Genomic DNA, 25,347 nt, shown 5'->3' with positions numbered 1-25,347 from the left:
CGGGTCGACACTGTTCCGGCCCCCATGCTAGGCCGGGCGCAGACCGCAACCAGAGTGACGTCGTGCTCGCCAACCGCCAGCCCTCAGGATCTTGCCGGCCGCGCAACTGGCGCGGGCTGCTGTCTGTGCTGATCGCGGTTGTCTACCTGCTCGCGGGCGCGCTGCATGGTCTGCACGACATCGACGTCACCACGCCGGGTGGCGGCTCGGAGATCAGCGCGGTCCTTGACGGCTCCACAGATCACAACGACCACAAGGCAATCGGTGGGCATCATTGCCATGGCTGCTTCTCGGTGACGGTGGCGCAGCCGGCGCCACCGGCCACATCGATCGGGCTCGTGTCCGCATCGCGCCCGCAACCCGCACCCCGGCTCGCCGGCATTGTTCCCGATACCGACTCCCCGCCTCCCAAACAGATCGCCTGAACGGATTTGGTCGGGCGCCATTCGCGCCCATGAGGTTCATCCTTCACAGGTCGGTTTCATGTTTTGCAGGGGAATGGCCGCGCGCCTGGCGTGCGCGGCAGCGTGTCTGATTGCCGGATCGGCGCTTGCGCCGTCTCACGCCCAGACTCTGACGATGCGGAGTGCGCTCTCGCGCGCGCTGGCCACAAGCCCGCGGCTGACCGCGGCGGAGCGCGATGTCGGTATCGCCACGGGCCAGCGCATCCAGGCAGGTGCGCTTCTCAATCCGGAACTGACCTACGAACAGGACAATTCGTTCGGGTCCGGCATCTATCGCGGCACGCGATCGGCCGAGACCACGCTGCAGATCAGCCAGGCCTTCGAGCTGTTCGGCAAGCGCGACGCGCGGATTGCAGCTGGTGTCGCCGGCATCGAGGTCGCCGCGATCCAGCGCAAGGCCGTCAGGCTGGAGGTGCTGTCGGAGACCGCGATCGCGTTCCTCAGCGTGCTCGGCGCACAGCGGCGCATCCAGATCCTCGACGAGCAGATCACCGCCATTGACCGGCTGACACCCCTTTTACGCCGCCGCGTCGAGGCCGGCGCCTCCTCGCCGGCCGAGACCGGCCGTGCGGAAGTGGCATCCGCCCTCGTAAAGGCCGACCGCGAGCGGTTCAAGGCGACGCTGGCCAGCGCCCGGCGCGAGCTTGCGGTCTTGATGGGCGACGCGGCTCCGAAATTCGGCGAGGTCTCCGGACGGCTCGACACCATGGGACGCCCCCCGACATTCCAGTCGGTCGTCGCCGCGATCGATGCCAATCCGCAGCTGGTGCGCTGGACCGCGATCTATGCCCAGCGCAACGCCGAGCTGCTGCTGGCGCGGCTGCGGCCCTACCCCGACGTCCGGATCGCCGCCGGCTGGCGCCATTTCAACGAGACCAATGACGACGCGGCGCGCCTCACCGTCTCGGTGCCGATCCCCGTGTTCGACCAGAACCAGGGCAATATCCTCTCGGCGCAGGAAAGCCTCGCCAAGACCAGGGCCGAGCGCGAGGCCAACCGCAACACGCTGATCGTGGTCGCCGGCCGCGCCTACGACTCGCTCCAAGGCTCGCTGCGCGAACTCGCGGTGCTGCGCGAGAGCGCCATACCCAAGGCGACCGAAGCCTCTGACGCCATCGCGCAAGGCTACGGCCAGGGCCGCTTCAGCCTGCTCGAAGTGCTCGACGCCCAGGCGAGCGTCACCCAGGCGCGGCTGCGCGAGCAGGAGGCGCTGCAGAATTTCCACGCGGGGGTGGCGACCATCGAAGGCCTCGTCGGCAATCCCTTCACGCTGGCGCGGGAGAGCGCACGATGAAGACGTCCTCCACCATCCTCGTCGCATTGTTTGCCGCCGCACTCGGCGCATACGGCTATTCCCTGCTAGGCCCGGCCAGGGTGGAGCACGCCCAACACGCCGCGGACAAGAAGCCGGAGAAGCCGAACGACCATGTCGAGCAGGACGAGCACGGCGCCGACCGGATCCGCATCTCCGACGTCAAGCTCGCAGCCGCAGGCGTGACGCTGGCAGAAGCCGGGAGCGTCACGCTGACCGACACGCTCGCCTTCAACGGCATCCTGCGCGCCAACCAGGAAGCCGTGGTGCAGGTGACGCCGCGCTTTCCGGGCGTCGCCAAATCGATCCAGAAGCGCATCGGCGACAAGGTCGGCAAGGACGATCTGCTCGCCGCGATCGAGAGCAACCAGAGCCTCACCGTCTACGAGCTCAAGGCGCCGATTGCCGGCACCGTCATCGAACGGCAGATCTCGCTCGGCGAATACGCCTCCGAGCAAAAGCCGGCCTTCGTCGTCGCCGACCTCTCCACCATCTGGGTCGATCTGTCGATCTACCGACAGGACCTGCGGCGCGTTCGCCTCAACGACGAGGTGCTGATCGATCCCGACGACGGCCGTGGCGAAATCAAGGGCACGATCTCCTACATGGCCCCGATCGGCAGCAGCGAGACCCAGACCGCGCTGGCGCGCGTGGTGCTGCCAAATCCGGACGGACGCTTGCGTCCCGGCCTGTTCGTCACGGCACGGCTGATCCTCGCCGCGCGCAACGTCGCGGTTGCCGTGCGCCGAAGCGCGATCCAGACGCTGGAGAACAGGACCATCGTGTTCGTCCGCGAGGATGGCGACAAGATCGAAGCGCGCCCGGTGGAGCTTGGCGATTTCGATCCCCGCCACGTCGAGATCAGGGCCGGCCTATCGGCTGGCGAGCATTACGTCGCGGAAAACAGCTTTGTCGTGAAGGCGGAGATGGGCAAGGGCGAGGCCGAGCATGATTGAGCGTCTCATCGCCGTCTCGCTGCAGCAGCGCTGGCTCGTCCTGCTGCTCGCGCTCGGCGCCGTCGCTTTCGGCGCCTGGAATTTCCAGCGCCTTCCGATCGACGCCGTCCCCGACATCACCAACGTCCAGGTCCAGATCAACACCCGCGCCCCCGGCTATTCGCCGCTGGAAACCGAGCAGCGCATCACCTTTCCCGTCGAGACCGCAATGGGCGGGCTGCCCAAGCTCGACTACACCCGCTCGCTGTCGCGCTACGGCCTGAGCCACGTGACGGTCGTCTTCAAGGACGGCACGGACATCTATTTTGCCCGCCAGCTCGTCGGCGAACGGATCCAGCAGGTGAAGGACCAGCTCCCGGTCGGCGTCGAGGTCGCGATGGGACCGGTCTCGACCGGGCTCGGCGAAATCTTCATGTACACCGTCGAGGCCAAGGCGGGCGCGAAGACCCAACTTGGCCACGACTATTCGCTGACCGATTTGCGCACCGTGCAGGACTGGATCATCAAGCCGCAGCTTCGCAATGTGCCGGGGGTGATCGAGGTGAACACCATCGGCGGCTTCGAGCGGCAATTCCACGTGCTGCCCGATCCCGGCAAGCTGATGGCCTACCGGCTCGGCTTTCGCGACGTCATGACGGCGCTCGCCGCCAACAACGCCAATGTCGGCGCCGGCTATATCGAGCGCAACGGCGAACAATATCTGGTCCGCTCGCCGGGCCAGGTAGGCAATGTCGGCGAACTCAGGGACATCGTCATCGGCTCGCGCGGCGGCAATCCCGTCAGGATCAGGGATATCGCGACCGTTACCGAAGGCCGCGACCTGCGCACGGGAGCCGCGACGCGCGATGGCGAGGAAACCGTGCTCGGCACCGCCATGCTGTTGATCGGCGAGAACAGCCGCACCGTGGCGCGCCGTGTCGCGGCCCGGCTTGAGGATATAGCCAAATCGCTGCCCGACGGCGTCGTGACGCGGACCGTCTACGACCGCACTGATCTGGTCGAAGCCACCATCCGCACGGTCGAGAACAATTTGGTGGAGGGCGCGGCGCTGGTCGTGGCCGTGCTGTTCCTGATCCTCGGCAACATCCGCGCCGCGCTGGTGGTGGCCTGCGTCATTCCGCTGTCCATGGCCATGACGGTCACCGGCATGGTCGAGACCAGGGTCAGTGCGAACCTGATGAGCCTGGGCGCGATCGATTTCGGCATCATCGTCGACGGCGCCGTGATCATCGTCGAGAACTGCCTGCGCATGCTGGCCGAGGCCCAGCGCGAGAAAGGCGGCCTGCTCACGATCTCCGAACGGCTGCGCGCGATCCGGCGCGGGTCGAGCGAGGTCATCAAGCCGAGCCTGTTCGGAACACTGATCATCGCGGTGGTCTACCTGCCCGTGCTGACGCTGACCGGCGTCGAAGGCAAGATGTTCACGCCCATGGCGCTGACGGTGCTGATGGCGCTGGGCGCCGCGGTGCTGTTCTCAATCACCTTCGTCCCGGCGGCGGTCGCCATCTTCGTCACCGGCAAGGTATCCGAACAAGAAAACCTGTTCATGCGGCTGGCGAAGCGCGCCTATCTCCCCCTGCTCCGGCTTGCGATCGACCATCGCCTCGGCGTCGCAATCATGGCCGCCATCATCGTGGTCGCAAGCTGCGTTGCCGCCGCGCGCATGGGCGGTGAGTTCATTCCGAGCCTGGACGAAGGCGACGTCGCGCTGGCCTCGATCCGGATTCCCGGCACCAGCCTGACCCAGTCGCTGGACCTGCAAAAGGCGCTGGAGAAGCGCATCAAGCAGATTCCGGAGGTGAAGGAGTTCTTCACCCGCATCGGCACCGCGGAGATCGCAACCGATCCGATGTCGCCGGCGCAGACCGACGGCTACATCATGCTGAGGCCGCGCGCCGAATGGCCCGACCCGGGCAGGCCCAAGTCGGACGTGATCGAGGCCATCGACCGTGCCGCAGACGACATCCCAGGCAGCGCCTATGAGATCTCCCAGCCGATCCAGTTCCGCGTCAACGAGCTGATCTCCGGTGTGCGCAGCGACGTTGGCGTCAAGGTCTTCGGCGACGATCTCGATATCCTGCAAGGCGCGGCAAAACAGGTGGAGGCGGCGATCCGCCGTATTCGCGGCGCCAGCGACGTCAAGATCGAGCAGATCTCTGGCCTGCCGATCCTCACCGTCCGTCTCGACCGCCAGGCGCTCGCCCGGTACGGGCTCAGCATCAGCGAGGTGCAGGGCATTGTCGAAATCGCGGTGGGCGGCAAGTCGGCCGGCAAGCTGTTCGAGGGCGACCGTCGCTTCGACATCGTCGTGCGCCTGCCGGAACACCTGCGCGGCAATCTCGAGGCCATCCGGGCGATCCCGATCCCGCTGCCGCCGGGCGAGGAAGCAGCAGTCGGTGCGCCAATCCGGACGGCATTGCCCGCCCCGCCCCTCGCCCAGATGCGCTATGTGCCACTGTCGTCGGTCGCAACCGTCGATGCGACGCCCGGCCCCAACCAGATCAGCCGCGAGAACGGCAAGCGGCGCATCGTCGTCACTGCCAATGTCCGCGCGCGCGATCTCGGCTCCTTCGTCACCGAGGCGGAGGCAGCCGTCGCAGAGAAGGTCAAGCTGCCACCGGGCTATTGGATCGGCTGGGGCGGACAGTTCGAGCAATTGGTCTCGGCGACCAAGCGGCTGACGCTGGTCGTGCCGGTGGCGCTGCTGCTGGTGTTCCTGCTGCTGTTCATGGGCATGGGATCGGCGGCGGATGCGGCGCTCGTGTTCTCCGGCGTGCCGCTGGCGCTGACCGGCGGCGTCATGGCGCTGCTGCTGCGCGGCATCCCGCTGTCGATCAGCGCCGGCGTCGGCTTCATCGCGCTGTCGGGCGTGGCCGTGCTCAACGGGCTCGTCATCATCGCCTTCATCGAGCGGCTGCGCAGCGAGGGGCACCCCGTCGCCGACGCGGTCCGCGAGGGCGCGCTGACACGCCTGCGTCCGGTGCTGATGACGGCGCTGGTGGCGTCCCTCGGCTTCGTACCAATGGCCCTTGCCACCGGGGCCGGCGCCGAGGTGCAGCGGCCGCTTGCAACCGTGGTGATCGGCGGCATCATCTCCTCGACCGTCCTGACGCTCCTGGTGCTGCCGGCGCTCTACGTGCTGTTCCGCCGTGACGGGGCTGCCGAAACGCCTACAATGACGCCTGATTTGGCAGCTTCCGGGGAGCGCTAGAGGTGGGCAGCCACGACCATCACGGTCATCATCACCATGATCATGCCGGTCATTCGCATGGTCATGGGCATAGCCACGCGCATGTCCATGCGCCCGCCAGTTTCGGCAAGGCGTTCGCGATCGGCATCTCGCTCAACACGGCGCTGGTGGTGGCCGAGGCCGTCTACGGCTATATCGGCAACTCCACTGCCCTGCTTGCCGACGCCGGCCATAATCTTTCCGACGTGCTCGGCCTGGTCGTGGCCTGGTGCGCATCGATCGCGGCGCGGCGCGCGCCGAGCGGACGCTTCACTTATGGCCTGCGCGCCTCCACCATCCTGGCGGCGCTGGCGAACGCGGTGTTCCTGCTGGTCGCAACCGGCGCGATCGGCTGGGAAGCGTTTTTGCGCCTCCGTGAACCGGAGCCTGTCGCCGGCATCACCGTGATGGTCGTCGCCGGCATCGGCATCCTCATCAACGGTTTTACCGCCATGCTGTTCGCGCGCGGACGCAAGGACGACATCAACATCGAAGGCGCCTATCTGCACATGGCGGCCGACGCCGCGGTCTCGCTCGGCGTCGTCGTCTCGGCGGCGCTGATCATCTGGACCGGCTGGCTCTGGCTCGATCCCGTCACCAGCCTCGTCATCTGCGCCACCATCCTCTGGAGCACCACCAGCCTGCTGCGCGGCTCCCTCGACATGTCGATGGCGGCGGCGCCCAGGGGCACCGACATTGCCGCGATCAAGATCCTTCTGCTGGGGAGGCCCGGCGTCACTGCGATCCACGATCTCCACGTCTGGCCGATCTCGACCACCGAGACGGCGCTGACCTGCCACCTCGTCATGCCCACCGGCGCCGGCGATGCCTTCCTGATGGAGACCGCGCAGATGCTGAAGAGCTCCCACCGCATCGGCCACACCACCCTTCAGGTCGAGACCCATCCCGACAACGGCTGCGCGCTGGCGCCGGATGATGTGGTGTGAGGAAGCTGCGTGGGGGCTGCAATCTCCGCTGTCGTCCCGGACAAGCGCAGCGAAGCGGAGCGCTGATCCGGGACCCATAGCCACAGGGAGTAGTTTAACGAAGACTCGTGGTTATCAGCCTCGTGCCGCAACTTCTCGCTGGGGTTATGGGTCCCGGCCCCGTGCGCAATTGCGCACTAGGCCGGGACGACACCGAGTGTTTGGCGACGGCGACGCCTAGACAGCGACGCCTACGCCGCCTTCGCCGTCACGATCCAGATCGCGCCCTGGAGCGCCACGCTCTGCCCCTTCAGGAACGGCGCCAGCATCTCGCGGATCGAGGCTTTTGCCGCGGTATATGTCTCCGGAGGATGGCCCTGCAGCGCGCGGCTGGCCGGGCCGATCTGGAGCGAGCCCTCGACGGCGGCATCGAGCCCGCCGCCGATCGCGACATCCATCGCGAGATTGTGCGGCTCCATCGCGACGTCGACGAAGCCCGCGCCTTTCAGGATGCGTGTCACGTGCTCTTCGGAAGCAAAGGCGAACGGGCCCGGCTCGTCCGGCCCGACCGGTGGCATCTTGGGCACATGTTTGTAGACCGCCATCAACGGCGCCATCATCCAGGGATTTTCCTTCGGCTCGCGCCAGCAGGCAAACGCCAGCCGCCCCGTCGGCTTCAGTGCGCGGCGGAGATTAGTGAAAGACGCGATCGGATCGGCGAAGAACATCACGCCGAAGCGCGAGGCCAGCAGGTCAAAACTCGCCGGCTCGAACGAATGCACCGTCGCATCCGCCAGCACGAAATCGAGCGGCAGGCCTTTTGGCGCAAACGCGCGTGCCTGCGACAGCATCGGCTCGGAGACGTCGAGCCCGAGCGCGAAGCCATCAGGCGCGACAGCCTTCGCGAACGCGAACGTCGTCGCACCGGAGCCGCAGCCGACGTCGAGGACGCGCTCACCCGGCTTCGGCCAGGCGCGGGCGATCAGCACGTCGGCAATGGGCCCGAGCAGGCTCTCCTGCGCCGCATGGCGATCGGCCCAGCGCTGCCCGCTGGGGCCATTCCAGTAAGCGATCTGATCGGCGTTCTGCTCGTGTCCGCTCGGTTGTTCCATTGGAGCCTCTGTCGTTTTGCCGGTCGTGATACCACGCCGGAAGCTCATCAAGCGGCCCAAATGAGAGCAGTTTGCGGTGTGGCCGCCTCTTGCTCCAACACCCGCGGGGGCGCTAAAGAGGCGCCGTGGGGCGGTTAGCTCAGCTGGTTAGAGCATCTCGTTTACACCGAGAGGGTCCGCGGTTCGAATCCGTGACCGCCCACCAGCCTTCGCTCGCTCGCGGGCTACGGCTGGGCAACCCGAAGCTCAATCCCCCGGCCGGCCCGGCAGCAGCGGCACCGCGTCGATCCAGACCGCCGCCGACTGGCACCAGATCTGCCTGATGGGCCGCAATGTGTCGCGCTGGCGGATGCTGCCCCAGCGGATACCCCAGTCGTCCTCCTGGTCGCCCTCGCCGCTCGTGAACAGCGGGGAACCGCACTCGGCACAGAAGTGCTGAAAGCGCATCCGGCCGTTGGCGCCACGCTTGCCGTAGATCCTGGGGGTTCCGCTGGTCAGCTTCACGTCGACCTTGGTGCAGATCGCGGTCACCCTGAACGGCGAGCCCGTCAGGGTCTGGCAGTCCCGGCAGTGGCAGACCGACACCGTCTCGGGATCGATCTCCGCTTCAAAGGTGATCTGGCCGCAATGGCATTGCCCGTCGATGTGCATTGTCGTCATCCGCTGCCCCCAAACAAAAACGGCGCCCGAAGGCGCCGTTTTATCATCTTTTTCGAGCTGCGATCTCAGTGAGCGGTCAGGCCGCCAGCGGCTTCGTCGCCGTCCGGCTTCACCGTCACCTTGGTGTCCTCTTCCCAGACGATCGGCACCGGCTTCTTCACCAGCGCCTTGGCGACGACGTCGTCGAGGCGGGAGACCGGGATGATCTCCATGCCGCCCTTGATCGCATCGGAAATCTCCGTGAGATCCTTGGCGTTGTCCTCGGGGATCAGCACCGTCTTGATGCCGCCGCGGGCAGCAGCCAGCAGCTTCTCCTTCAGGCCGCCGATCGGCAGCACGCGGCCGCGCAGCGTGATCTCGCCGGTCATCGCGACATCGTGGCGGACCGGGATGCCGGTCATGACCGAGATGATTGCGGTGGCCATCGCCACGCCCGCCGACGGACCGTCCTTCGGCGTCGCGCCTTCCGGCACGTGCACGTGGATGTCGCGCCGGTCGAACAGCGGCGGCTCGATGCCGTAGACGATCGCGCGCGAGCGGACGTAGGACGCCGCTGCCGAGATCGACTCCTTCATCACGTCGCGCAGATTGCCCGTGACCGTCATCTTGCCCTTGCCGGGCATCATGACGCCTTCGATCGTCAGCAACTCGCCGCCGACATCGGTCCAGGCAAGTCCGGTGACGATGCCGACCTGCGGCTCGCTCTCGATCTCGCCGAAGCGGTACTTCGGGACGCCGAGGAACTCTTCCAGAGTCTTCTCGGTGACCTTGACCGACTTCTTCTTGGAGATCATCAGCTCCTTCACCGCCTTGCGGGCGAGTGTGGAGAGCTCACGCTCCAGGTTACGCACGCCCGCTTCGCGGGTGTAGCGGCGGATCAGAAGCAGCAGCGCGTCGTCGTCGATCGAGAACTCCTTGGAGTCCAGGCCATGCTTGGACACCGCGTTCGGGATCAGGTGCTTGCGCGCGATCTCGACCTTCTCGTTCTCGGTGTAGCCCGCGATCCGGATTATCTCCATGCGGTCCATCAGGGGGCCGGGAATATTGAGCGTATTCGCGGTCGTGATGAACATCACGTTAGACAGATCGTAGTCGACCTCGAGGTAGTGGTCGTTGAAGGTCGCGTTCTGCTCGGGGTCTAGGACCTCGAGCAGCGCCGAGGACGGATCGCCGCGGAAATCGGCGCCCATCTTGTCGATCTCGTCCAGCAGGAACAGCGGATTGGACGACTTCGCCTTCCGCATCGACTGGATGATCTTGCCGGGCATCGAACCGATATAGGTGCGACGATGACCGCGGATCTCGGCCTCGTCGCGCACGCCGCCGAGCGAGACGCGAACGAATTCGCGCCCCGTCGCCTTCGCGATCGATTTGCCGAGCGAGGTCTTGCCGACGCCGGGAGGGCCGACCAGGCACAGGATCGGGCCGGTCAACTTGTTGGCGCGCGACTGCACGGCGAGATACTCGACGATGCGGTCCTTGACCTTCTCCAGCCCATAGTGATCGGCATCCAGAACCGCCTGCGCGGCCTCCAGATCCTTCTTCACCTTGGACTTCTTGTTCCACGGGATCGACAGCAGCCAATCCAGATAGTTGCGCACGACAGTCGCTTCCGCGGACATCGGCGACATCTGGCGCAGCTTCTTCAATTCATGCTGCGCCTTCTCGCGCGCTTCCTTGGAGAGCTTGGTCTTGGAGATCTTCTCTTCGAGATCGGCGAGCTCGTCGCGACCGTCGTCGTCGCCGAGCTCCTTCTGGATCGCCTTCATCTGCTCGTTGAGATAGTACTCGCGCTGGGTCTTCTCCATCTGGCGCTTGACGCGCGAGCGGATGCGCTTCTCGACCTGGAGCACCGAGATCTCGCTCTCCATCAGGCCCAGCACCTTCTCGAGGCGCTGCGTGACCGACAGCGTCTCCAGGATGCCCTGGCGATCCGCGATCTTGACGGCGAGATGCGAGGCGACGGTGTCGGCGAGCTTGGCGAAATCGGTGATCGCCTGCACGACGCCGACCACCTCGGCCGAGATCTTCTTGTTGAGCTTCACATAGCTCTCGAAGTCGGACACGACCGAGCGCGCCATGGCCTCCGCCTCGACCGACTTCGCATCGGTGTCAGCGAGCGCAATCGCCGTTGCTTCGTAATAGTCGGCGCGATCGGTGTACTTCTGCACGCGCGCTCGCTCGAGCCCTTCGACCAGCACCTTCACGGTGCCGTCGGGAAGCTTCAAGAGCTGGAGCACGCTGGCAAGCGTACCGGTCTCGTAAATGGAATCGGGTGCCGGATCATCGTCGGACGCGTTCTTCTGGGTCGCGAGCATGATCAGCGCGTCGTTCTTCATCACCTCTTCGAGCGCGCGGATCGACTTCTCGCGGCCGACGAAGAGCGGAACGATCATGTGCGGGAAGACGACGATGTCGCGCAGCGGCAGCACGGGATAAGCGTGCGTTTCGCCATGAACGATGGTTGGCCTGGGTTTTGGATTGGTCATGGCCTTTTCCTTTTGCTTTGCCCCCTTGCACGCAGCCCGCCATGCTCATGCGCAACCGCCACAAGGTGCCGAGGTGATCGGCAAAACCGGTCGGTCCTTTTGAGGTTGGACCGGCTCGCCGGATCGGAACTGAGGCGAATCTTGAAGAGAATTTTTGCTCGCCGCCGACATTAGGTGGCTATCGACCCGGGGGGTGTCAAGTCATTGAAGACGCGCGCCATCAGGCGCTTACGCACGCAAATAAGCGACGCAACACCGGCTGCGGAGATACTTTCCGCAGCCCTTGCTTGAGGAGACGATTGGAGCGTTCCAGCGCCGCAAATCAGGCGCTGGCGTTCTCAACGGCGCGATCGGACCGATCGGCGTAGATGTAGAGCGGACGCGCCGTTCCTTCCACGACTTCGCGGGAAATCACGACTTCTTCCACACCTTCGAGGCCCGGCAGGTCGAACATGGTCTCGAGCAGGATCGCCTCGAGGATCGAACGCAGCCCGCGCGCACCGGTCTTGCGCTCGATCGCCCTTCGGGCCACCGCGCCAAGCGCCTCGTCGGCGAAGGTCAGCTCGATGTTCTCCATCTCGAACAGCCGCTGGTACTGCTTCACCAGCGCGTTCTTCGGCTCGACCAGGATCTTCTTGAGCGAAGCTTCGTCCAGATCCTCCAGCGTCGCCACGACGGGCAGACGGCCGACGAATTCCGGGATCAGGCCGTACTTCAGGAGATCCTCCGGCTCTACGTGACGGAATATCTCGCCGGTACGGCGGTCTTCCGGCGCGAGCACCTGGGCGGCGAAACCGATCGAGGTCGAACGTCCGCGTGCCGAGATGATCTTTTCAAGACCCGAGAACGCACCGCCGCAGATGAACAGGATGTTGGTGGTGTCCACCTGCAGGAATTCCTGCTGCGGATGCTTGCGCCCGCCCTGCGGCGGGACCGAAGCCACCGTGCCTTCCATGATCTTGAGCAGTGCCTGCTGCACGCCCTCTCCCGACACGTCGCGCGTGATCGAGGGATTGTCGGACTTGCGGCTGATCTTGTCGATTTCGTCGATATAGACGATGCCGCGCTGGGCACGCTCGACATTGTAGTCGGCGGCCTGGAGCAGCTTCAGGATGATGTTCTCGACGTCCTCGCCGACATAGCCGGCTTCGGTCAGCGTCGTCGCATCCGCCATCGTGAACGGCACGTCCAGGATGCGAGCGAGCGTCTGCGCGAGCAGCGTCTTGCCCGAACCGGTCGGACCGATCAGCAGGATGTTCGACTTCGCAAGCTCGACGTCGTTGTGCTTGGTCTGGTGGTTGAGGCGCTTGTAGTGATTATGCACCGCGACCGAGAGGACCTTCTTCGCATGGTTCTGGCCGATCACGTAATCGTCCAGCACCTTGCAGATTTCCTTCGGCGTCGGAATCCCGTCGCGCGACTTCACCAGCGAGGATTTGTTCTCCTCGCGAATGATGTCCATGCAGAGCTCAACGCACTCGTCGCAGATGAAGACCGTGGGACCCGCGATCAGTTTGCGCACTTCGTGCTGGCTCTTGCCGCAGAACGAGCAATACAGCGTGTTCTTGGAGTCGCTCGTGCCGACCTTACTCATTCATGTCTCCGTCCGCGGTTCGATCCCGTCCGCTCGATCGCCCTATTCCGGCACGACAGCCGGTACAGTCCTTCAAATAGAGCAAATTCCGTACCAAAAAAGACCCTACGCGTTACATGCCGTGCGAATCACGGTCACTCGATATCTCCGCGATCATAGCCGATCAGTCGTAGCGAACCATGCTGTCACCCGACTATCAAGAATTCGCTAATCGAGGGGCGCCGGCTACCCGTGACAATACCGTGATTTCCGGTCTTGGCACGGGCGAAGTGATCGAAATCACCCCGGCGTTGCTGGATTGCCACGAAAAACAAGCACGAAAGCGGAACTTTCTGCCTGTCGCAGGGCGCAAAACTGCGTTTTGCGACGCGCGCACGTGTCCTTAACGTGAACGCTCCCTGATGGTGCCGGCGATCCCAAAGGGGTCGCCGTCACAGTAGTGCTACGGGGTCTTCGGCGCCGCGGTTTCCTCGGCGCGCTTGTCGATAACCCTGTCGACCAGGCCAAACTCCTTGGCGTCGCTCGCGGTCAGGAACTTGTCGCGTTCCAGCGCATCCTCGATCGCCTTGTAGGTCTGGCCGGTGTGTTTCACGTAGATCTCGTTGAGCCGCTTCTTCAGGTTCAGGATTTCCTGGGCGTGCAGCATGATGTCGGTGGCCTGGCCCTGGAAGCCGCCGGAGGGCTGATGCACCATGATGCGCGCGTTCGGCAGCGAGAAGCGCATGTCCTTCTCGCCGGCACAGAGCAGCAACGAGCCCATCGAGGCGGCCTGTCCCGTGCACAGCGTCGAGACCGGCGGGCGAATGAACTGCATGGTGTCGTAGATCGCGAGGCCCGACGTCACCACGCCGCCCGGCGAGTTGATGTACATCGAGATTTCCTTCTTCGGATTTTCCGCCTCAAGGAACAACAGCTGCGCGACGATCAGCGTCGACATGCCGTCCTCGACCGGCCCGGTCAGGAAGATGATGCGCTCCTTCAGAAGGCGCGAGAAAATGTCGTAGGCGCGCTCGCCACGGTTGGTCTGCTCGACCACCATGGGCACGAGGTTCATGTAGGTTTCAACCGGATCGCGCATGAGTCACCTAGGGTTTTGAAGAGGCGGACACCGCCAGTCCCGGCTGCCAGTCGGGGCTGGATCTGCCGGAAGGCCGATGGACGTCCCGTGATGCAGGAACTTGGCAGAAGACTTAGTAGAAGAACTTGGCAGAAGCAGAAGGCGTAGCGACAGATATAGCCCAATTCGTTCCTGACAAGTGCGGAGCGAATTAAGGCTTAATCCGTGCGGCAGTTGAAGCTGATTCGTACAAAGAGGCCCAGCCGGCCACCTGGCTAGCTCGACCTCTTCGCTGATCATCCTTAATGCACGGCTATCCTAAAGGCTCTCCTGCAGCCCTCAGGCGGCGGTCTTTTCCGCCTCGTCGTCCTTGTAGAGATCGTCGCGCGAGACCTTCTTCTCGGTCACCTTGGCAAGCTCGAGGATGAAGTCGACCACCTTGTCCTCATAGATCGGTGCACGAAGCTGGGCCAACGCTTGGGCGTTGCTGCGGTAATAGTCCCAGACCTCCTTCTCGCGGCCCGGCATCGAGCGCGCCCGCTCGATCACGGCGCGGCCGACCTCGTCGTCGGTCACGGAGATCTTGTTCTTCTCGCCGATCTCGGAGAGCACGAGGCCGAGCCGCACGCGGCGATCGGCGATCTTGCGGTACTCTTCCTTGGCGGCGTCTTCGGTGGTGTCCTCGTCGGCGAAGGTCTTGCCGGCGGAGTCCATCTCGGCCTTCACCGAGTTCCACATCAGATTGAACTCCTCGTCCACCAGCGAGGGCGGAGCCTCGAAGCGATGGGCCTCGTCGAGGCGGTCGAGCAGCGCACGCTTGACGCGCTGGCGCGTCGCGGTCGCGAACTCGGCGACCAGCCGCTCGCGTGCCGCTTCCTTCAGCTTGTCCAGCGATTCGAGGCCGAGCGTCTTGGCGAACTCGTCGTCGATCGCGAGATCCTGCGGCGCCTCGATCAGCGTCGCGGTGGTCTCGAACTCGGCCGGCTGGCCCGCGAGCTTGTCGTTCATGTAGTTCTTGGGGAACGCCACCTTCAGCGTGCGGGTCTCGTCAGTGGCGATGCCGGTGAGCTGCTCTTCGAAGCCGGGGATGAAGGTGTTGGATCCGATCACGACCTGGATGCCCTCGCCGGCGCCGCCCTCGAAGGCTTCGCCGTTGATGGTGCCCTTGAAGGCGACGGTGACGCGATCACCCGACTCGGCCTTGGCGCCCTCGCCCTTCGCGGCATAGCCACGGTTCGAATCGGCGATGCGCTTGATCGCCTCGTCGACGTCGGCGTCGGTGACTTCGGCGACGGGCTTCTCGACCTCGAAGGTCTTGAAGTCGGCGAGCGCGATCGACGGTACCACCTCGATCGCAACCGTGTAGGTCAGATCGGTTTTGCCGTTGAGCAGCTCCTCGACCTCGGCCTGCTCGGTCGGCATGGTGATCTTCGGTTCGGTCGCCAGGCGGAAGCCGCGCTCGGAGAACAGCTGCGTGTTGGTGTCGCGGATGGTCTGGTCGATGGTCTCGGCCATCACCGAGCGGCCATAGACCTTCTTGAGGTGCGTGACCGGCACCTTGCCGGGACGGAAGCCGTTGATGCGGACCTTGTCCTTGAGGTCGACGAGCTTGGCACCGGCCTTGGCGTCGAGATCAGACGCGGGAACGCTGATCTTGAACTCGCGCTTCAAACCTTCCGAGAGGGTTTCTGTGACCTGCATGGTGTCCAATCTTCTTCTCGTTCGGTCCCGGCGCGCATGCGTCGGGGCGCTGTCATTAATCGATCCGGCGCGAGGCGAACGCCTCAACGCCGGTGGTTCATCGGACCGGCTTCCGGCGGACAAACATCCGCGCGGGAGCAGATCGCGTAATCCGTGCAAACGCTGAAAGCGCTTGGTGCGGGCGGAGGGACTCGAACCCCCACAACTTTCGTCACTGGAACCTAAATCCAGCGCGTCTACCAGTTCCGCCACGCCCGCGTAAATTTGCATCAAGACCGGCCGCGATGCCGCGGGCGGCGGGCTTATAGCATGTGCCCGCCTGTTCGCAGCAAAAAAATGGCCCGATCGAGGCAGGCTTCACCTAGGCACGACGGCTGGACTTATCCAGCACGGCGTGGTCCGGATCGGCGATGAAAACGCGGATATTCGACCCGACGAGGCGCGAGGTTTTGGCCGGACTTGGACTCGGCGTCGGGGCCTCTGCGGCCGGGCTGATCGCCGGCGGCGCAGGTCCGCTCGTGACCGCCCAGCTCGCGCTGCAGGCAAGGCCGGCAACGCTGGCTCTGAGGCCGAATCAACCGCCGACACCCGTCTGGGAGCTGGCCGCCGTAAGCCACCTGGGGGACGTCCGTCTCAAACGTGGCGACCGCTGCGAGGTGGTCTTTCGCAACGACCTGCCTGTACCGCTTGCACCAGTCTGGTACGGCCTGAATGGCCCGGCCGCCGCCGACCCGCTTCGCGGACGCGCGCCGACGGCCCCGGAGGCGACGGAAACATCAATCATTTCAGTGCCAAACGCCGGAACCCTGCTGGCCGACTTCCGGCTGTTCGAGGACGGCCTGAAGCAGCCCGCCCGCCCCCTTCCGATTATCGCCACCGAGACCAACGCGGTCGCCGCTGATCGCGACGTGGTCCTCTTGATCGAGGAATGGCGGCTGCGGCCGGATGGGACCGCGCTTGTCCCGGGCCGGGACCCGAAGGACACATCCCCGCTCTATACAATCAACGGAACGACTTCATTCGAACTCTCAGCTTCGGCGAATGAGCGGCTGCGGCTGCGCTTTATCAACGGCTCGCAACGTTCTGTTCTGGCGATCAAATTGGAAAGTCACGAGATCCAGGTGCTGGCCCTGGACGGACAGCCGGCCGAGCCGTTCACGGCTCGCAACGGCGCCCTGGTGCTGGCCCCCGGCGCACGCGCCGACGCCTTTGTGGATGCGGCCGCTTCGGCCCCATTCCTGCTGCACGACGGCAAGGAGGCGCGTCAGGTCGGCCGACTTACTGTCCCAGGCAAGCTTGACCGGCGCGCGCCGCTGTTGCCACCGCAGCCGCTCCCTCCGAATGAGCTGCCCGACCGGCTTGATCTGAAAGGCGCCCTTCGATTCGATGTCGCGCTCGGGGTAGCCGACGCCGGGTGGATACGGCCCGCAAATTTCTCGACGTCGTCCGCCCCCGCCTTTCGCGCCAAGGCCGGCCGCTCCGTCGTGCTGGCCCTCAAGAACCCCGCACCCGTCGCCACCGTCTTCCATCTCCATGGCCACCATTTCCGCCTGCTCGACAAGCTCGACGACGGCTGGAAGCCGTATTGGCTCGACACGCTCGCGATCGAACCCGGCCAGACCCAGCGCATCGCATTCGAGGCCAGAGGTCCCGGCCGATGGCTGATGGAATCCGTCGTAACCGATTGGGCAGCGCCGCGACTGGTGCGCTGGTACTGGGTGGAGTGAGGCGCGCCGATCAGGCGTGCGGCTTGGCTGTGAGTTCGATCCCGAGCGCCTTCATCACCGCAATAGTCGTTTTCAGCGTCGGATTGCCGTTGGTGCTGAACGAGCGATAGAGCTGCTCGCGAGAAAGACCAGTCTCTTTGGCGATCTGCGTCATCCCCTTGGCGCGGGCGACGACCCCAAGTGCATGAGCGATATAGGCCGCATCCTCGGTCTTGAACGCCTCTTCCATGAACACGGCAATGGCCTCGTCAGACTGCAGGTCTTCGGCCGGGTCATAGGTCGTCAGTTTCTCGCCCATCTCATTCGCTCCACATCTCGGCAAGGCGCTTCGCCGCCTTGATGTCTTTCACCTGCGTGCTCTTGTCGCCCCCACACAGCAAAACGATGATCGCGTTGCCCCGCTTCTGAAAATAGATGCGATATCCGGGCCCGTGATGAATCCGCAGCTCGCTAACACCGTCGCCTACCGGTTCGACGTCGCCTGGGTGCCCATGAGCCAACCGATCCAATCGCGACGCAATCAGCGCTCTTGCACGCTCATCCTTGAGACGTGATCGCCACTTCCGAAACGTCTCAGTTTGCTTGAGCTCAATCACATGTAGTTTTTAGACTACAATTTTTCACAAATCAAGTGGCCTACGCATCCAGAGGTACCGAGCGTCGGGTTCTTTCTCCTCGTTTCGGGTCCCGTTGGTCTGCTCGATCAGCGTGAACCCGCGCGCTTCATAGAAGCGCCGCGCCAACGTGTTGCGCTGGAAAGTCCAGAGCTCCAGCCGTTCGCTGGCTTGCTTGGCGACATCGAGCAGTTCGGTGCCGACGCCGCGCCCTTGAACAGCAGGAAGCACGTAAAGCTGCTCGATCCAGCCGTCACGGAAAGCGATGATCCCGCTCAGTACATCGCCGTCGAAGCGTCCCCACAAGCGGCACGTCGCGAACACACGCTCGCGGTAGAACCAGCGATCCTCGTCCGGCATATGCAGCCCAGCGAGCCAGGGCATCGCATGGTCGAATGCAGCCCGGTGAACCTGCGCCGCCGCGCCCATATCGGTGAGCGCGAGCTGCCTGAGCATCAGTATTCCACCCCCAGCGCACCATAGATCCGCCGGTGAACGGCGGGCAGCGTCTCAGTGAGATCCTCCGCGATCAGGCCCGGCCCCGCCTCGCTCCCCGCTTCGCCATGCATCCACACGGCGATGCTGGCGGCTTCGAATGCCGGCACGCCTTGCGCCAGCAGCCCTGCGATAATGCCGGCGAGCACGTCGCCGGCGCCCGCGGTAGCGAGCCAGGGCGGCGCGTTGGCGGCGATGGTGGCGCGGCCGTCGGGCGCGGCGATCGTGGTGTCCGGGCCCTTCAGCAGCACGACCGCGCCGGAGCGCTCGGCGGCGGCGCGCACGCGCTCGATCTTCGAGCGTCCCGGATATTTGTTGCTGAGGTCGGAGAACAGGCGCGGGAACTCGCCCTCGTGCGGTGTCAGCACCACCACCTTGTCGTGCGACGTCTTGATCGATTCGAACAGGCGCTCGGGATTGGCGGCAAAGCTCGTCAGCGCATCCGCGTCGAGCACCAGGCGCCGCTGCGCGTTAAGCGCCGTGTGGACGAGATCGCAGGTGCGCTCGCCGACACCCGCGCCGGGGCCGATCATGCAGGTGTTGTAGCGCTTGTCACCGAGCAGCTCGCCGAACTCGATGGCGGTATCGACGGGGCGAACCATCACCGCGGTGAGCGCAGCCGCATTGATCGCGAGAGCATCACGCGGAGTGGCCAGAGTCACCAGGCCCGCGCCGGCGCGTAGCGCTCCGCGCGCGGCGAGACGCGCTGCACCGGTCGCGGCCGCATCGCCCGAGACCGCCAGCACATGGCCCCGCGCGTATTTGTGGCCGTCGATGCGCGGCACCGGAAAGGCGGCGCCCCAGAAGTCCGGATCGTTCTCAAAAATCTGCGGCGCGATCTCGTCCAGCACCTGCGCCTCGATGCCGATATCGGCGACACGGACGTGTCCGCAATGCATCCGCCCCGGCAGCAGCAGATGCGCCGGCTTCTTGCGGAAGAAGGTGACGGTCTCGGTGGCGTTCACCGCCACGCCCAGCACGGCCGCACTGGTGCCGTTGATGCCGCTCGGCAGATCGACCGCGAGCACCGGCGCACCGTTGCCGTTGATCGCCTCGATCATCTCACGCGCCTCGCCGTCGACAGGACGGCTGAGGCCCGCGCCGAACAGCGCATCGATGATCAGCGCCGGTCGCCCGATCGCCTGCGGGTTGAACGGAAGCACCGGGTGCTTCCAGCCCCGCGCCGCCGAGGCCGCGTCGCCCTGGAGCTGGTCGCGCTCGCACATCAGGATCACCGAGACCTCGCGGCCTTGCGCGGCCAGCTCGGCGGCTGCAACAAAACCGTCACCGCCATTATTGCCCGGGCCGGCCACGATCAGGATCGGCCCCTCCTCCACCAGTGCGTGGGCGGCCTCGGCGACCGCCTGGCCGGCGCTGAGCATCAGCTTGAAGCCGGGGGTGCCTGCCGCAATGCTGAGCTGGTCGGCGCGCTGCATTTCGGCGTTGGTCAGAACTTCCATGCCACTTCCCTGTCCAAAAGCCTTTTCAAGAGGCACGTTCCGCACCGGGCTATCCGACGGAACAGCGATCTGCACAGATATTGAACCGTTTGCCTATTTCGTAGTCTGCGGTATTTTGTGCGGGTCGGCGCCACCTATCAGAGCTGCACGTTAAAAGGCTGATAACGCTCCAACAATCAGGGCATTTGCAAATTGGCATAGACCCTGCTTTCGCGGAAGTCGCTTCGGTTCGTCGTGCTCACTGGCATTTATCAGGGTGTGGCCGGCCGTTGTTGCCGGACTGGTCAGGGATCCCGGCATAGCGAAGACAAGATCGTGCGTCATGAAAAGCGCATCCTGACGAAGACGTTGCTATTTGTTCGAAAGGCCGGGAGGCGCGCAGTGAAGAAAATCGAAGCCATCATCAAGCCATTTAAGCTCGACGAGGTGAAGGAAGCGCTTCAGGAAGTCGGCCTTCAGGGCATCACCGTCACCGAAGCCAAGGGCTTCGGCCGGCAGAAGGGTCACGCCGAGCTGTACCGCGGCGCAGAATACATCGTCGACTTCCTGCCCAAGGTGAAGATCGAGATCGTGATCGGCGACGATCTGGTCGAGCGCGCCATCGACGCAATCCGCCGCGCCGCGCAAACGGGGCGCATCGGCGACGGCAAGATCTTCGTCTCCAACATCGAAGAGGCGATCCGCATCCGAACCGGCGAATCCGGGCTGGACGCTATCTGAGCCGGGTGCTATCCCGCATTTTGCGACATTCTGACAAGAAATAGGCTGCTTCGGCGGCCTCATTTTGTTTGTGCCTCGCGCGCCTCAAGAAGCGTGAACACGGTCGCTTGAAGCTTGGAAACCGACCCGCAGAGCCAAAAGGGGTATGCATGAAGACCGCCAAAGACGTCCTGAAATCGATCAAGGACAACGACGTCAAATACGTCGACCTGCGCTTCACCGATCCGCGCGGCAAGTGGCAGCACGTCACCTTCGACATCAGCATGATCGATGAAGACATTTTCGCTGAGGGAACGATGTTCGACGGCTCCTCGATCGCCGGCTGGAAGGCGATCAACGAGTCCGACATGTGCCTTATGCCCGATCCGGTGACCGCGACGATCGATCCGTTCTTCGCCGAGACCACCATGGTCATCACCTGCGACGTGCTCGAGCCGACCACCGGCGAGCCCTACAATCGCGACCCCCGCGGCATCGCCAAGAAGGCCGAGGCGATGGTGAAGTCGATGGGCGTGGGCGACACCGTGTTCGTCGGCCCCGAAGCCGAGTTCTTCGTGTTCGACGACGTGCGCTTCTCCGCTAACCCCTACAGCACCGGCTTCCGCCTCGACTCCTCGGAGCTGCCGACCAACTCCGACACCGAATACGAAGGCGGCAATCTCGGCCATCGTGTCCGCACCAAGGGCGGCTACTTCCCGGTGCCGCCGCAGGACTCCGTGCAGGACATGCGCTCGGAGATGCTCGGCGCCATGGCCAAGATGGGCGTGAAGGTCGAGAAGCACCATCACGAAGTCGCTTCCGCCCAGCACGAACTCGGCATGAAGTTCGACACGCTGACGCTGATGGCCGACCACATGCAGATCTACAAATACTGCATCCACCAGGTCGCGCACATCTACGGCAAGACCGCCACCTTCATGCCGAAGCCGGTCTTCGGCGACAACGGCTCGGGCATGCACGTGCACCAGTCGATCTGGAAGGACGGCAAGCCGGTGTTCGCCGGCAACAAATACGCCGACCTGTCGGAGACCTGCCTCCACTACATCGGCGGCATCATCAAGCACGCCAAGGCGATCAACGCCTTCACCAACCCGTCGACCAACTCCTACAAGCGCCTGGTCCCGGGCTATGAGGCCCCCGTGCTGCTCGCCTATTCGGCGCGCAACCGCTCGGCCTCCTGCCGCATCCCCTACACCGCTTCGCCGAAGGCCAAGCGCGTCGAGGTGCGCTTCCCAGATCCGCTCGCCAATCCCTATCTCGGCTTCGCCGCGATGCTGATGGCCGGCCTCGACGGCATCAAGAACAAGATCGATCCGGGTCCGGCGATGGACAAGGACCTCTACGATCTGCCGAAGGAAGAGCTGAAGCAGATCCCGACCGTGTGCGGCAGCCTGCGCGAGGCGCTCGAAAACCTCGACAAGGACCGCGGCTTCCTGAAGAACGGCGGCGTGTTCGACGACGACTTCATCGACGCCTATATCGAGCTGAAGATGACCGAAGTCGCCCGCTTCGAAATGACCCCGCATCCCGTCGAGTTCGAGATGTACTATTCGGGCTAAGCCGCCCGAAATTCCTGCGACAAGCAAAAGGCGCTTCCAAAAGGAGGCGCCTTTCGTATTGGGGAAACCGTAGGTGGGTGGAGCCCTTGCGAAACCCATCATCTCGCAACTCGCGATGGCGATGGGCTTCGCTGCGCTCTACCCCTCCTACCGTTCTACGTCTTCGCGATCCGCACCCCATCCGTCCCGATCGCGCCGAACGTGCCGGCGATGATCTCCGCCGTCGGCTGCATGCCGCCGAGCGACCAATGTGAGGGCTCCTGCTCCTCGATCCTGACCCAGACGTTGCGGCGGAATTCCGGGTTGCCCTGCCCTTCAACCTCGACCAGGAGGTCGGTGACGCGCTCGAGCAGTGCCTTCTTCTGCGCGACATCCAGGATGCCGCGGACGGTGGAAATGGTGACGTAAGGCATGTCTCTCTCCGATATGTCGTGTGACGATGGTTGAGAGATTGAACCGGGCCTGCCGGAGACGGCAGTGGCGGATAAGACAGAGATCGGGCAATTTCCGCCATGGCGCCCGCGCGCCGATCGGGTAGGATTGCCGCGTCCTGTCTGGAGGTCCCATGAAGCTCGCAATACTGGCGCTGGAAGGCTGCATGCATTCGGCGATCTCAGGCGTCGCCGACATCCTGTCGCTCGCCAACCACGTGATGCAGCAGAGCGGCGCCAACCCCGGCTTCGCCTGGCAGACGCTTTCGCTCGACGGCAAGGCCGTGCGGTCCGGCGGCAGCCAGATGGTCGCGGTCGACGGCGCCATTGGCAGACGAGGTCGCTTTGACGCGATCCTCGTCCCCGGCAACCTTGTCGATCACGTCACGGCCGAACGCCTGCAGCCGCAATATGCCCGGGCCGGCGCCTGGCTGCGGCAGCAGCACGCGAACGGACGGCTGATCGGCGCGTTCTGCAGTGGCGTGTTCCTGCTGGCCGGCGCCGGTCTGCTCGACAACCGCCGCGCCACCATCACCTGGTGGCTGCAAAGCGAGCTGCGGCAGCGTCATCCCGCCATCGACCTCGCCCCGGACGCCGTCATCACCACCGCCGACCGCATCGTCTGCGCGGCCGGACCGATGTCGTGGGTCGATCTCCTGCTCAGGCTGATCGAGATGGTCGACGGCAAGGAGATCGCAAAACTATGCGCGGACTACGTCGTCATCGACACCGCGCAGCGCACCCAGTCGATCTTCATGCCCGTCGGCTATTTGCTGACGCAGGACCCGATGCTGACCCAGGCCGACCTGCTGGTGCGACGCTCCGGAAAACGTCCGATGACGGTGAAGCGGCTCGCCGATGCGCTCGGCCTCAGCGAGCGCACGCTGAACCGGAAGTTTCAGGAACTCACCCGCGAGCCGCCGCAGGCCTTCATCATGCGTCGGCGCGTCGAGCACGCCCGCACGTTGCTGGAGACGACGATGCAGCCGGTCAAGACCATCGCGAGATCGGCCGGCTACGAGGACGAGAGCAGCTTTCGCAAGGCGTTCCGCAAGCTCACCCTGATGTCGCCGCAGGCCTATCGCGCGCGACGGATGGAGCGGGCGGCGTAGCAGGCTGGAACGCCGCTCTCCCGTTCCCCGCGGCGTCACTTGTCCGGAAAGTTCACCCGATCTCCGTCGCCACCAGCGCCCATTCACCAGCGCAATGACGGTGTGGCGCGGGCGTGCCTGCCTTCTTCCAGCGCGTCCGCCTACGCCGCCGCCTTCTGCCGCGCAACCATCGCTTCGCCAAAAGCCTCGAACAGCTTTCGGTTGATCGGATTGTGCTGCGGGTCGTATTCGGCGTGCCATTGCACCCCGAGCGCAAAGGCCTTGGCTTCCGCGATGCGGATCGCCTCGATGGTGCCGTCTTCGGCGATGCCCTCGATCAGCACGCGCTTGCCGGGATCGAGGATGCCCTGGCCGTGCAGCGAATTCACCCGGATCTTGTCACAGCCGAGCAATTCTGCGAACGCGCCGCCCGGCGTCAGATCGACGTCGTGACGATCGGCGAACACCACTGTCGGGTCAGGATGGATCTCACCATTCTCAAGCCTGGGCATGCGATGGTTCATGCGGCCCGGGATTTCGCGGATCTCGGGATGCAGCGAGCCGCCGAAGGCGACGTTCATCTCCTGGAGGCCCCGGCAGATGCCGAACAGCGGGATACCGCGGGCAACGCATGCGACCGAGAGCGCCAACGCCACCTCGTCGCGGTGGATGTCGTAGGGCTCGTGCGCCTCACACGGATCGACGTTGAAGCGAGTCGGGTGCACGTTGGCGCGGGCGCCTGTGAGCACGATGCCGTCGACGGTATCGAGCAGCGCGACGATATCGGTGATGTCGGGCGAGCCCGCGAACATCACCGGCAGGCCGCCGGAAACCTCGGCCACGGCGCGCAGATTACGCTCGCCGACCATCTGGACCTGAAATCGATTTTCAACGCGATGGGCGTTCCCGATCACGCCGACGACCGGCTTTCTCATCTCCCGTTCAGACCTCTCCCGTAAGAAGATTCTCCAAACATGCCCCTCGGAGGGAACAAATTCAACAGAGGGGTACGCGGGACGGCAATGCTATTTTCGCGCAAATGGCGCGGCCGCGGCCGGGCCGCCGAGGGGCAGGCCGGCGGCCTTCAGCGCGGTCGCCGCCGCGTCGCCCGGCGCGGCCAGCCAGGGCAGTTTCGTCTCGATCCCGCGCGTCACGGACTCCCCGAGCTCGCCACCGAAATCAATCGGCCAGAGCCCGTTGGGTACCATTTCGGCGGTAAGGCCACGGAGTGCATAGCCGTCGCCCAGGACCGCCTCCGCATGGTCGCCGGCGACAAGGCGCGCGGTCGCAGGGTCGAGGGGATCGCCAAAGCTCACGAGCACGGGCATTAGGTCCCCCTGCACCGCGACGACGCCGGTCTGCCGGTTGAGCTCGTTGAACGAGACGCGGTTGCCACGCGCGGCGCCATAAGCGCGGAGCGCGACATAGTTGATGTCGTCGAGATCGAGCTTCGCGCCCTGCTGATGCGCGAGCAATGCCACCACGTTCTTTCCCCGGCCGAGGTCGACGAACACAGCCTCGCCGCGCATCGTGGTGCGGCCGCCCCGGCTATAGCCACGATCGGGCACGACGGACAGAATGCCCGACCCGGTCTTGATCCCGTCAGGCGTCGTCACCTCGACCGCGAGGCGATATTTGTGACCGGGCCGGTTGATCCGGATCTGGTCGCCTATCACGAGCACGGCGAGAAGGCCGAGCAGACCGGCCCACTTGCTGATGAAACTCAAGCGCCCTCACCTGTTCTTTCCTC

General features: G+C 64.7%; 22 protein-coding genes and 2 tRNA genes. 10 read left to right on the top strand and 14 right to left on the bottom strand.

Features of this window, described 5'->3' with window-relative positions:
- Positions 1-62 precede the first annotated feature (62 nt).
- From AC0L27_RS19935 to AC0L27_RS19915, 5 genes are read left to right on the top strand one after another with little or no spacing between them, the layout of a single operon-like run.
- Positions 63-425, top strand: a complete 363-nt coding sequence (locus tag AC0L27_RS19935) for a hypothetical protein (RefSeq protein WP_354209900.1) — start codon at positions 63-65, stop codon at positions 423-425.
- Positions 426-483: 58 nt separating this feature from the next.
- Entirely contained in the window at positions 484-1,758 is a 1,275-nt protein-coding gene (gene ihpA / locus AC0L27_RS19930) for a divalent metal ion exporter subunit IhpA (protein WP_354209901.1), read from the top strand.
- Positions 1,755-2,732, top strand: coding sequence for a divalent metal ion exporter adaptor subunit IhpB (gene ihpB / locus AC0L27_RS19925; protein WP_354209902.1), 978 nt, complete (start codon positions 1,755-1,757; stop codon positions 2,730-2,732). Before ihpA ends, ihpB begins: the two co-directional genes overlap by 4 nt.
- Positions 2,725-5,943, top strand: coding sequence for an efflux RND transporter permease subunit (locus AC0L27_RS19920; protein ID WP_354255453.1), 3,219 nt, complete (start codon positions 2,725-2,727; stop codon positions 5,941-5,943). Before ihpB ends, AC0L27_RS19920 begins: the two co-directional genes overlap by 8 nt.
- 2 nt (positions 5,944-5,945) lie before the next feature.
- A complete protein-coding gene (locus AC0L27_RS19915) occupies positions 5,946-6,908 on the top strand; it encodes a cation diffusion facilitator family transporter (protein ID WP_354255456.1) in 963 nt (320 codons plus the stop codon).
- 230 nt (positions 6,909-7,138) lie between these two features.
- Here AC0L27_RS19915 and AC0L27_RS19910 read toward each other — a convergent pair whose 3' ends face one another.
- The gene (locus AC0L27_RS19910; protein WP_473320086.1) at positions 7,139-7,999 is read right to left on the bottom strand and encodes a class I SAM-dependent methyltransferase; all 861 of its coding nucleotides are present in this window, start codon (positions 7,997-7,999) and stop codon (positions 7,139-7,141) included.
- A 128-nt stretch (positions 8,000-8,127) separates the two neighbouring features.
- Here AC0L27_RS19910 and AC0L27_RS19905 point away from each other — a divergent pair.
- Positions 8,128-8,204 (top strand) — tRNA-Val (locus AC0L27_RS19905).
- A gap of 41 nt (positions 8,205-8,245) precedes the next feature.
- On the opposite strand, the gene AC0L27_RS19900 is transcribed toward AC0L27_RS19905, so the two are convergent.
- From AC0L27_RS19900 to AC0L27_RS19875, 6 genes are all read right to left on the bottom strand, one after another.
- A complete protein-coding gene (locus tag AC0L27_RS19900) occupies positions 8,246-8,650 on the bottom strand; it encodes a GFA family protein (protein WP_354255525.1) in 405 nt (134 codons plus the stop codon).
- Positions 8,651-8,724: 74 nt separating this feature from the next.
- A complete protein-coding gene (gene lon, locus AC0L27_RS19895; protein ID WP_275171332.1) occupies positions 8,725-11,148 on the bottom strand; it encodes an endopeptidase La in 2,424 nt (807 codons plus the stop codon).
- Positions 11,149-11,470: 322 nt separating this feature from the next.
- Complete coding sequence (gene clpX / locus AC0L27_RS19890; protein ID WP_007603503.1) at positions 11,471-12,742, bottom strand: ATP-dependent Clp protease ATP-binding subunit ClpX; 1,272 nt, start codon at positions 12,740-12,742, stop codon at positions 11,471-11,473.
- Between the two features lie 442 nt (positions 12,743-13,184).
- On the bottom strand, positions 13,185-13,820 hold the full coding sequence (locus AC0L27_RS19885) for an ATP-dependent Clp protease proteolytic subunit (protein ID WP_007603501.1): 636 nt from the start codon (positions 13,818-13,820) through the stop codon (positions 13,185-13,187).
- A gap of 318 nt (positions 13,821-14,138) precedes the next feature.
- Positions 14,139-15,500, bottom strand: a complete 1,362-nt coding sequence (gene tig / locus AC0L27_RS19880) for a trigger factor (protein WP_354209906.1) — start codon at positions 15,498-15,500, stop codon at positions 14,139-14,141.
- A 173-nt stretch (positions 15,501-15,673) separates the two neighbouring features.
- Positions 15,674-15,758: transfer RNA gene (locus AC0L27_RS19875), tRNA-Leu, on the bottom strand.
- A 152-nt stretch (positions 15,759-15,910) separates the two neighbouring features.
- On the opposite strand from AC0L27_RS19875, the gene AC0L27_RS19870 reads away from it, so the two are divergent.
- Positions 15,911-17,227 (top strand): multicopper oxidase family protein, encoded by a 1,317-nt coding sequence (locus AC0L27_RS19870; protein WP_354209907.1) that lies wholly within the window; start codon positions 15,911-15,913, stop codon positions 17,225-17,227.
- 10 nt (positions 17,228-17,237) lie between these two features.
- Here AC0L27_RS19870 and AC0L27_RS19865 read toward each other — a convergent pair whose 3' ends face one another.
- The 4 genes from AC0L27_RS19865 to AC0L27_RS19850 are packed head-to-tail and all read right to left on the bottom strand — an operon-like array spanning position 17,238 to position 19,796.
- Positions 17,238-17,525 carry an addiction module antidote protein gene (locus AC0L27_RS19865; RefSeq protein ID WP_007603498.1) on the bottom strand — a complete coding sequence of 96 codons (288 nt, stop codon included), beginning with the start codon at positions 17,523-17,525 and terminating at the stop codon, positions 17,238-17,240.
- A gap of 1 nt (position 17,526) precedes the next feature.
- Positions 17,527-17,823, bottom strand: coding sequence for a type II toxin-antitoxin system RelE/ParE family toxin (locus AC0L27_RS19860; protein ID WP_354209909.1), 297 nt, complete (start codon positions 17,821-17,823; stop codon positions 17,527-17,529).
- Positions 17,824-17,847: 24 nt separating this feature from the next.
- On the bottom strand, positions 17,848-18,297 hold the full coding sequence (locus AC0L27_RS19855) for a GNAT family N-acetyltransferase (RefSeq protein WP_354209910.1): 450 nt from the start codon (positions 18,295-18,297) through the stop codon (positions 17,848-17,850).
- Positions 18,297-19,796, bottom strand: a complete 1,500-nt coding sequence (locus AC0L27_RS19850; RefSeq protein WP_354255459.1) for an NAD(P)H-hydrate dehydratase — start codon at positions 19,794-19,796, stop codon at positions 18,297-18,299. Before AC0L27_RS19850 ends, AC0L27_RS19855 begins: the two co-directional genes overlap by 1 nt.
- A 381-nt stretch (positions 19,797-20,177) precedes the next feature.
- Between AC0L27_RS19850 and AC0L27_RS19845 the strand changes: the two genes are divergently transcribed.
- Both AC0L27_RS19845 and glnA read left to right on the top strand, forming a co-directional pair.
- A complete protein-coding gene (locus AC0L27_RS19845; RefSeq protein ID WP_007603495.1) occupies positions 20,178-20,516 on the top strand; it encodes a P-II family nitrogen regulator in 339 nt (112 codons plus the stop codon).
- Between the two features lie 149 nt (positions 20,517-20,665).
- Entirely contained in the window at positions 20,666-22,075 is a 1,410-nt protein-coding gene (gene glnA, locus AC0L27_RS19840; protein WP_007603494.1) for a type I glutamate--ammonia ligase, read from the top strand.
- Positions 22,076-22,230: 155 nt separating this feature from the next.
- Here glnA and AC0L27_RS19835 read toward each other — a convergent pair whose 3' ends face one another.
- A complete protein-coding gene (locus AC0L27_RS19835; RefSeq protein WP_275171336.1) occupies positions 22,231-22,488 on the bottom strand; it encodes a tautomerase family protein in 258 nt (85 codons plus the stop codon).
- Between the two features lie 152 nt (positions 22,489-22,640).
- Between AC0L27_RS19835 and AC0L27_RS19830 the strand changes: the two genes are divergently transcribed.
- Entirely contained in the window at positions 22,641-23,618 is a 978-nt protein-coding gene (locus tag AC0L27_RS19830) for a GlxA family transcriptional regulator (protein WP_275171337.1), read from the top strand.
- Between the two features lie 140 nt (positions 23,619-23,758).
- Here the strand turns inward: AC0L27_RS19830 and AC0L27_RS19825 are convergent, their stop codons facing one another.
- On the bottom strand, positions 23,759-24,532 hold the full coding sequence (locus AC0L27_RS19825; protein ID WP_354209912.1) for a gamma-glutamyl-gamma-aminobutyrate hydrolase family protein: 774 nt from the start codon (positions 24,530-24,532) through the stop codon (positions 23,759-23,761).
- Between the two features lie 90 nt (positions 24,533-24,622).
- Entirely contained in the window at positions 24,623-25,324 is a 702-nt protein-coding gene (locus AC0L27_RS19820) for a hypothetical protein (protein ID WP_473320083.1), read from the bottom strand.
- Positions 25,325-25,347 lie beyond the last annotated feature (23 nt).

The organism is Bradyrhizobium sp. Ken51, assembly GCF_055807435.1.
Note: the sequence above shows the minus strand (reverse complement) of the source record. Positions and strands in the feature narration are given on the sequence as shown.

Coding starts and splice junctions, on each gene's coding strand:
- ihpA (WP_354209901.1), top strand. CDS start 484: ATGTTTTGCAGGGGAATGGCCGCGCGCCTGGCGTGCGCGGCAGCGTGT.
- ihpB (WP_354209902.1), top strand. CDS start 1,755: ATGAAGACGTCCTCCACCATCCTCGTCGCATTGTTTGCCGCCGCACTC.
- AC0L27_RS19920 (WP_354255453.1), top strand. CDS start 2,725: ATGATTGAGCGTCTCATCGCCGTCTCGCTGCAGCAGCGCTGGCTCGTC.
- AC0L27_RS19910 (WP_473320086.1), bottom strand. CDS start 7,999: ATGGAACAACCGAGCGGACACGAGCAGAACGCCGATCAGATCGCTTAC.
- AC0L27_RS19900 (WP_354255525.1), bottom strand. CDS start 8,650: ATGCACATCGACGGGCAATGCCATTGCGGCCAGATCACCTTTGAAGCG.
- lon (WP_275171332.1), bottom strand. CDS start 11,148: ATGACCAATCCAAAACCCAGGCCAACCATCGTTCATGGCGAAACGCAC.
- clpX (WP_007603503.1), bottom strand. CDS start 12,742: ATGAGTAAGGTCGGCACGAGCGACTCCAAGAACACGCTGTATTGCTCG.
- AC0L27_RS19885 (WP_007603501.1), bottom strand. CDS start 13,820: ATGCGCGATCCGGTTGAAACCTACATGAACCTCGTGCCCATGGTGGTC.
- tig (WP_354209906.1), bottom strand. CDS start 15,500: ATGCAGGTCACAGAAACCCTCTCGGAAGGTTTGAAGCGCGAGTTCAAG.
- AC0L27_RS19870 (WP_354209907.1), top strand. CDS start 15,911: ATGAAAACGCGGATATTCGACCCGACGAGGCGCGAGGTTTTGGCCGGA.
- AC0L27_RS19865 (WP_007603498.1), bottom strand. CDS start 17,525: ATGGGCGAGAAACTGACGACCTATGACCCGGCCGAAGACCTGCAGTCT.
- AC0L27_RS19855 (WP_354209910.1), bottom strand. CDS start 18,297: ATGCTCAGGCAGCTCGCGCTCACCGATATGGGCGCGGCGGCGCAGGTT.
- AC0L27_RS19850 (WP_354255459.1), bottom strand. CDS start 19,796: ATGGAAGTTCTGACCAACGCCGAAATGCAGCGCGCCGACCAGCTCAGC.
- glnA (WP_007603494.1), top strand. CDS start 20,666: ATGAAGACCGCCAAAGACGTCCTGAAATCGATCAAGGACAACGACGTC.
- AC0L27_RS19835 (WP_275171336.1), bottom strand. CDS start 22,488: ATGCCTTACGTCACCATTTCCACCGTCCGCGGCATCCTGGATGTCGCG.
- AC0L27_RS19830 (WP_275171337.1), top strand. CDS start 22,641: ATGAAGCTCGCAATACTGGCGCTGGAAGGCTGCATGCATTCGGCGATC.
- AC0L27_RS19825 (WP_354209912.1), bottom strand. CDS start 24,532: ATGAGAAAGCCGGTCGTCGGCGTGATCGGGAACGCCCATCGCGTTGAA.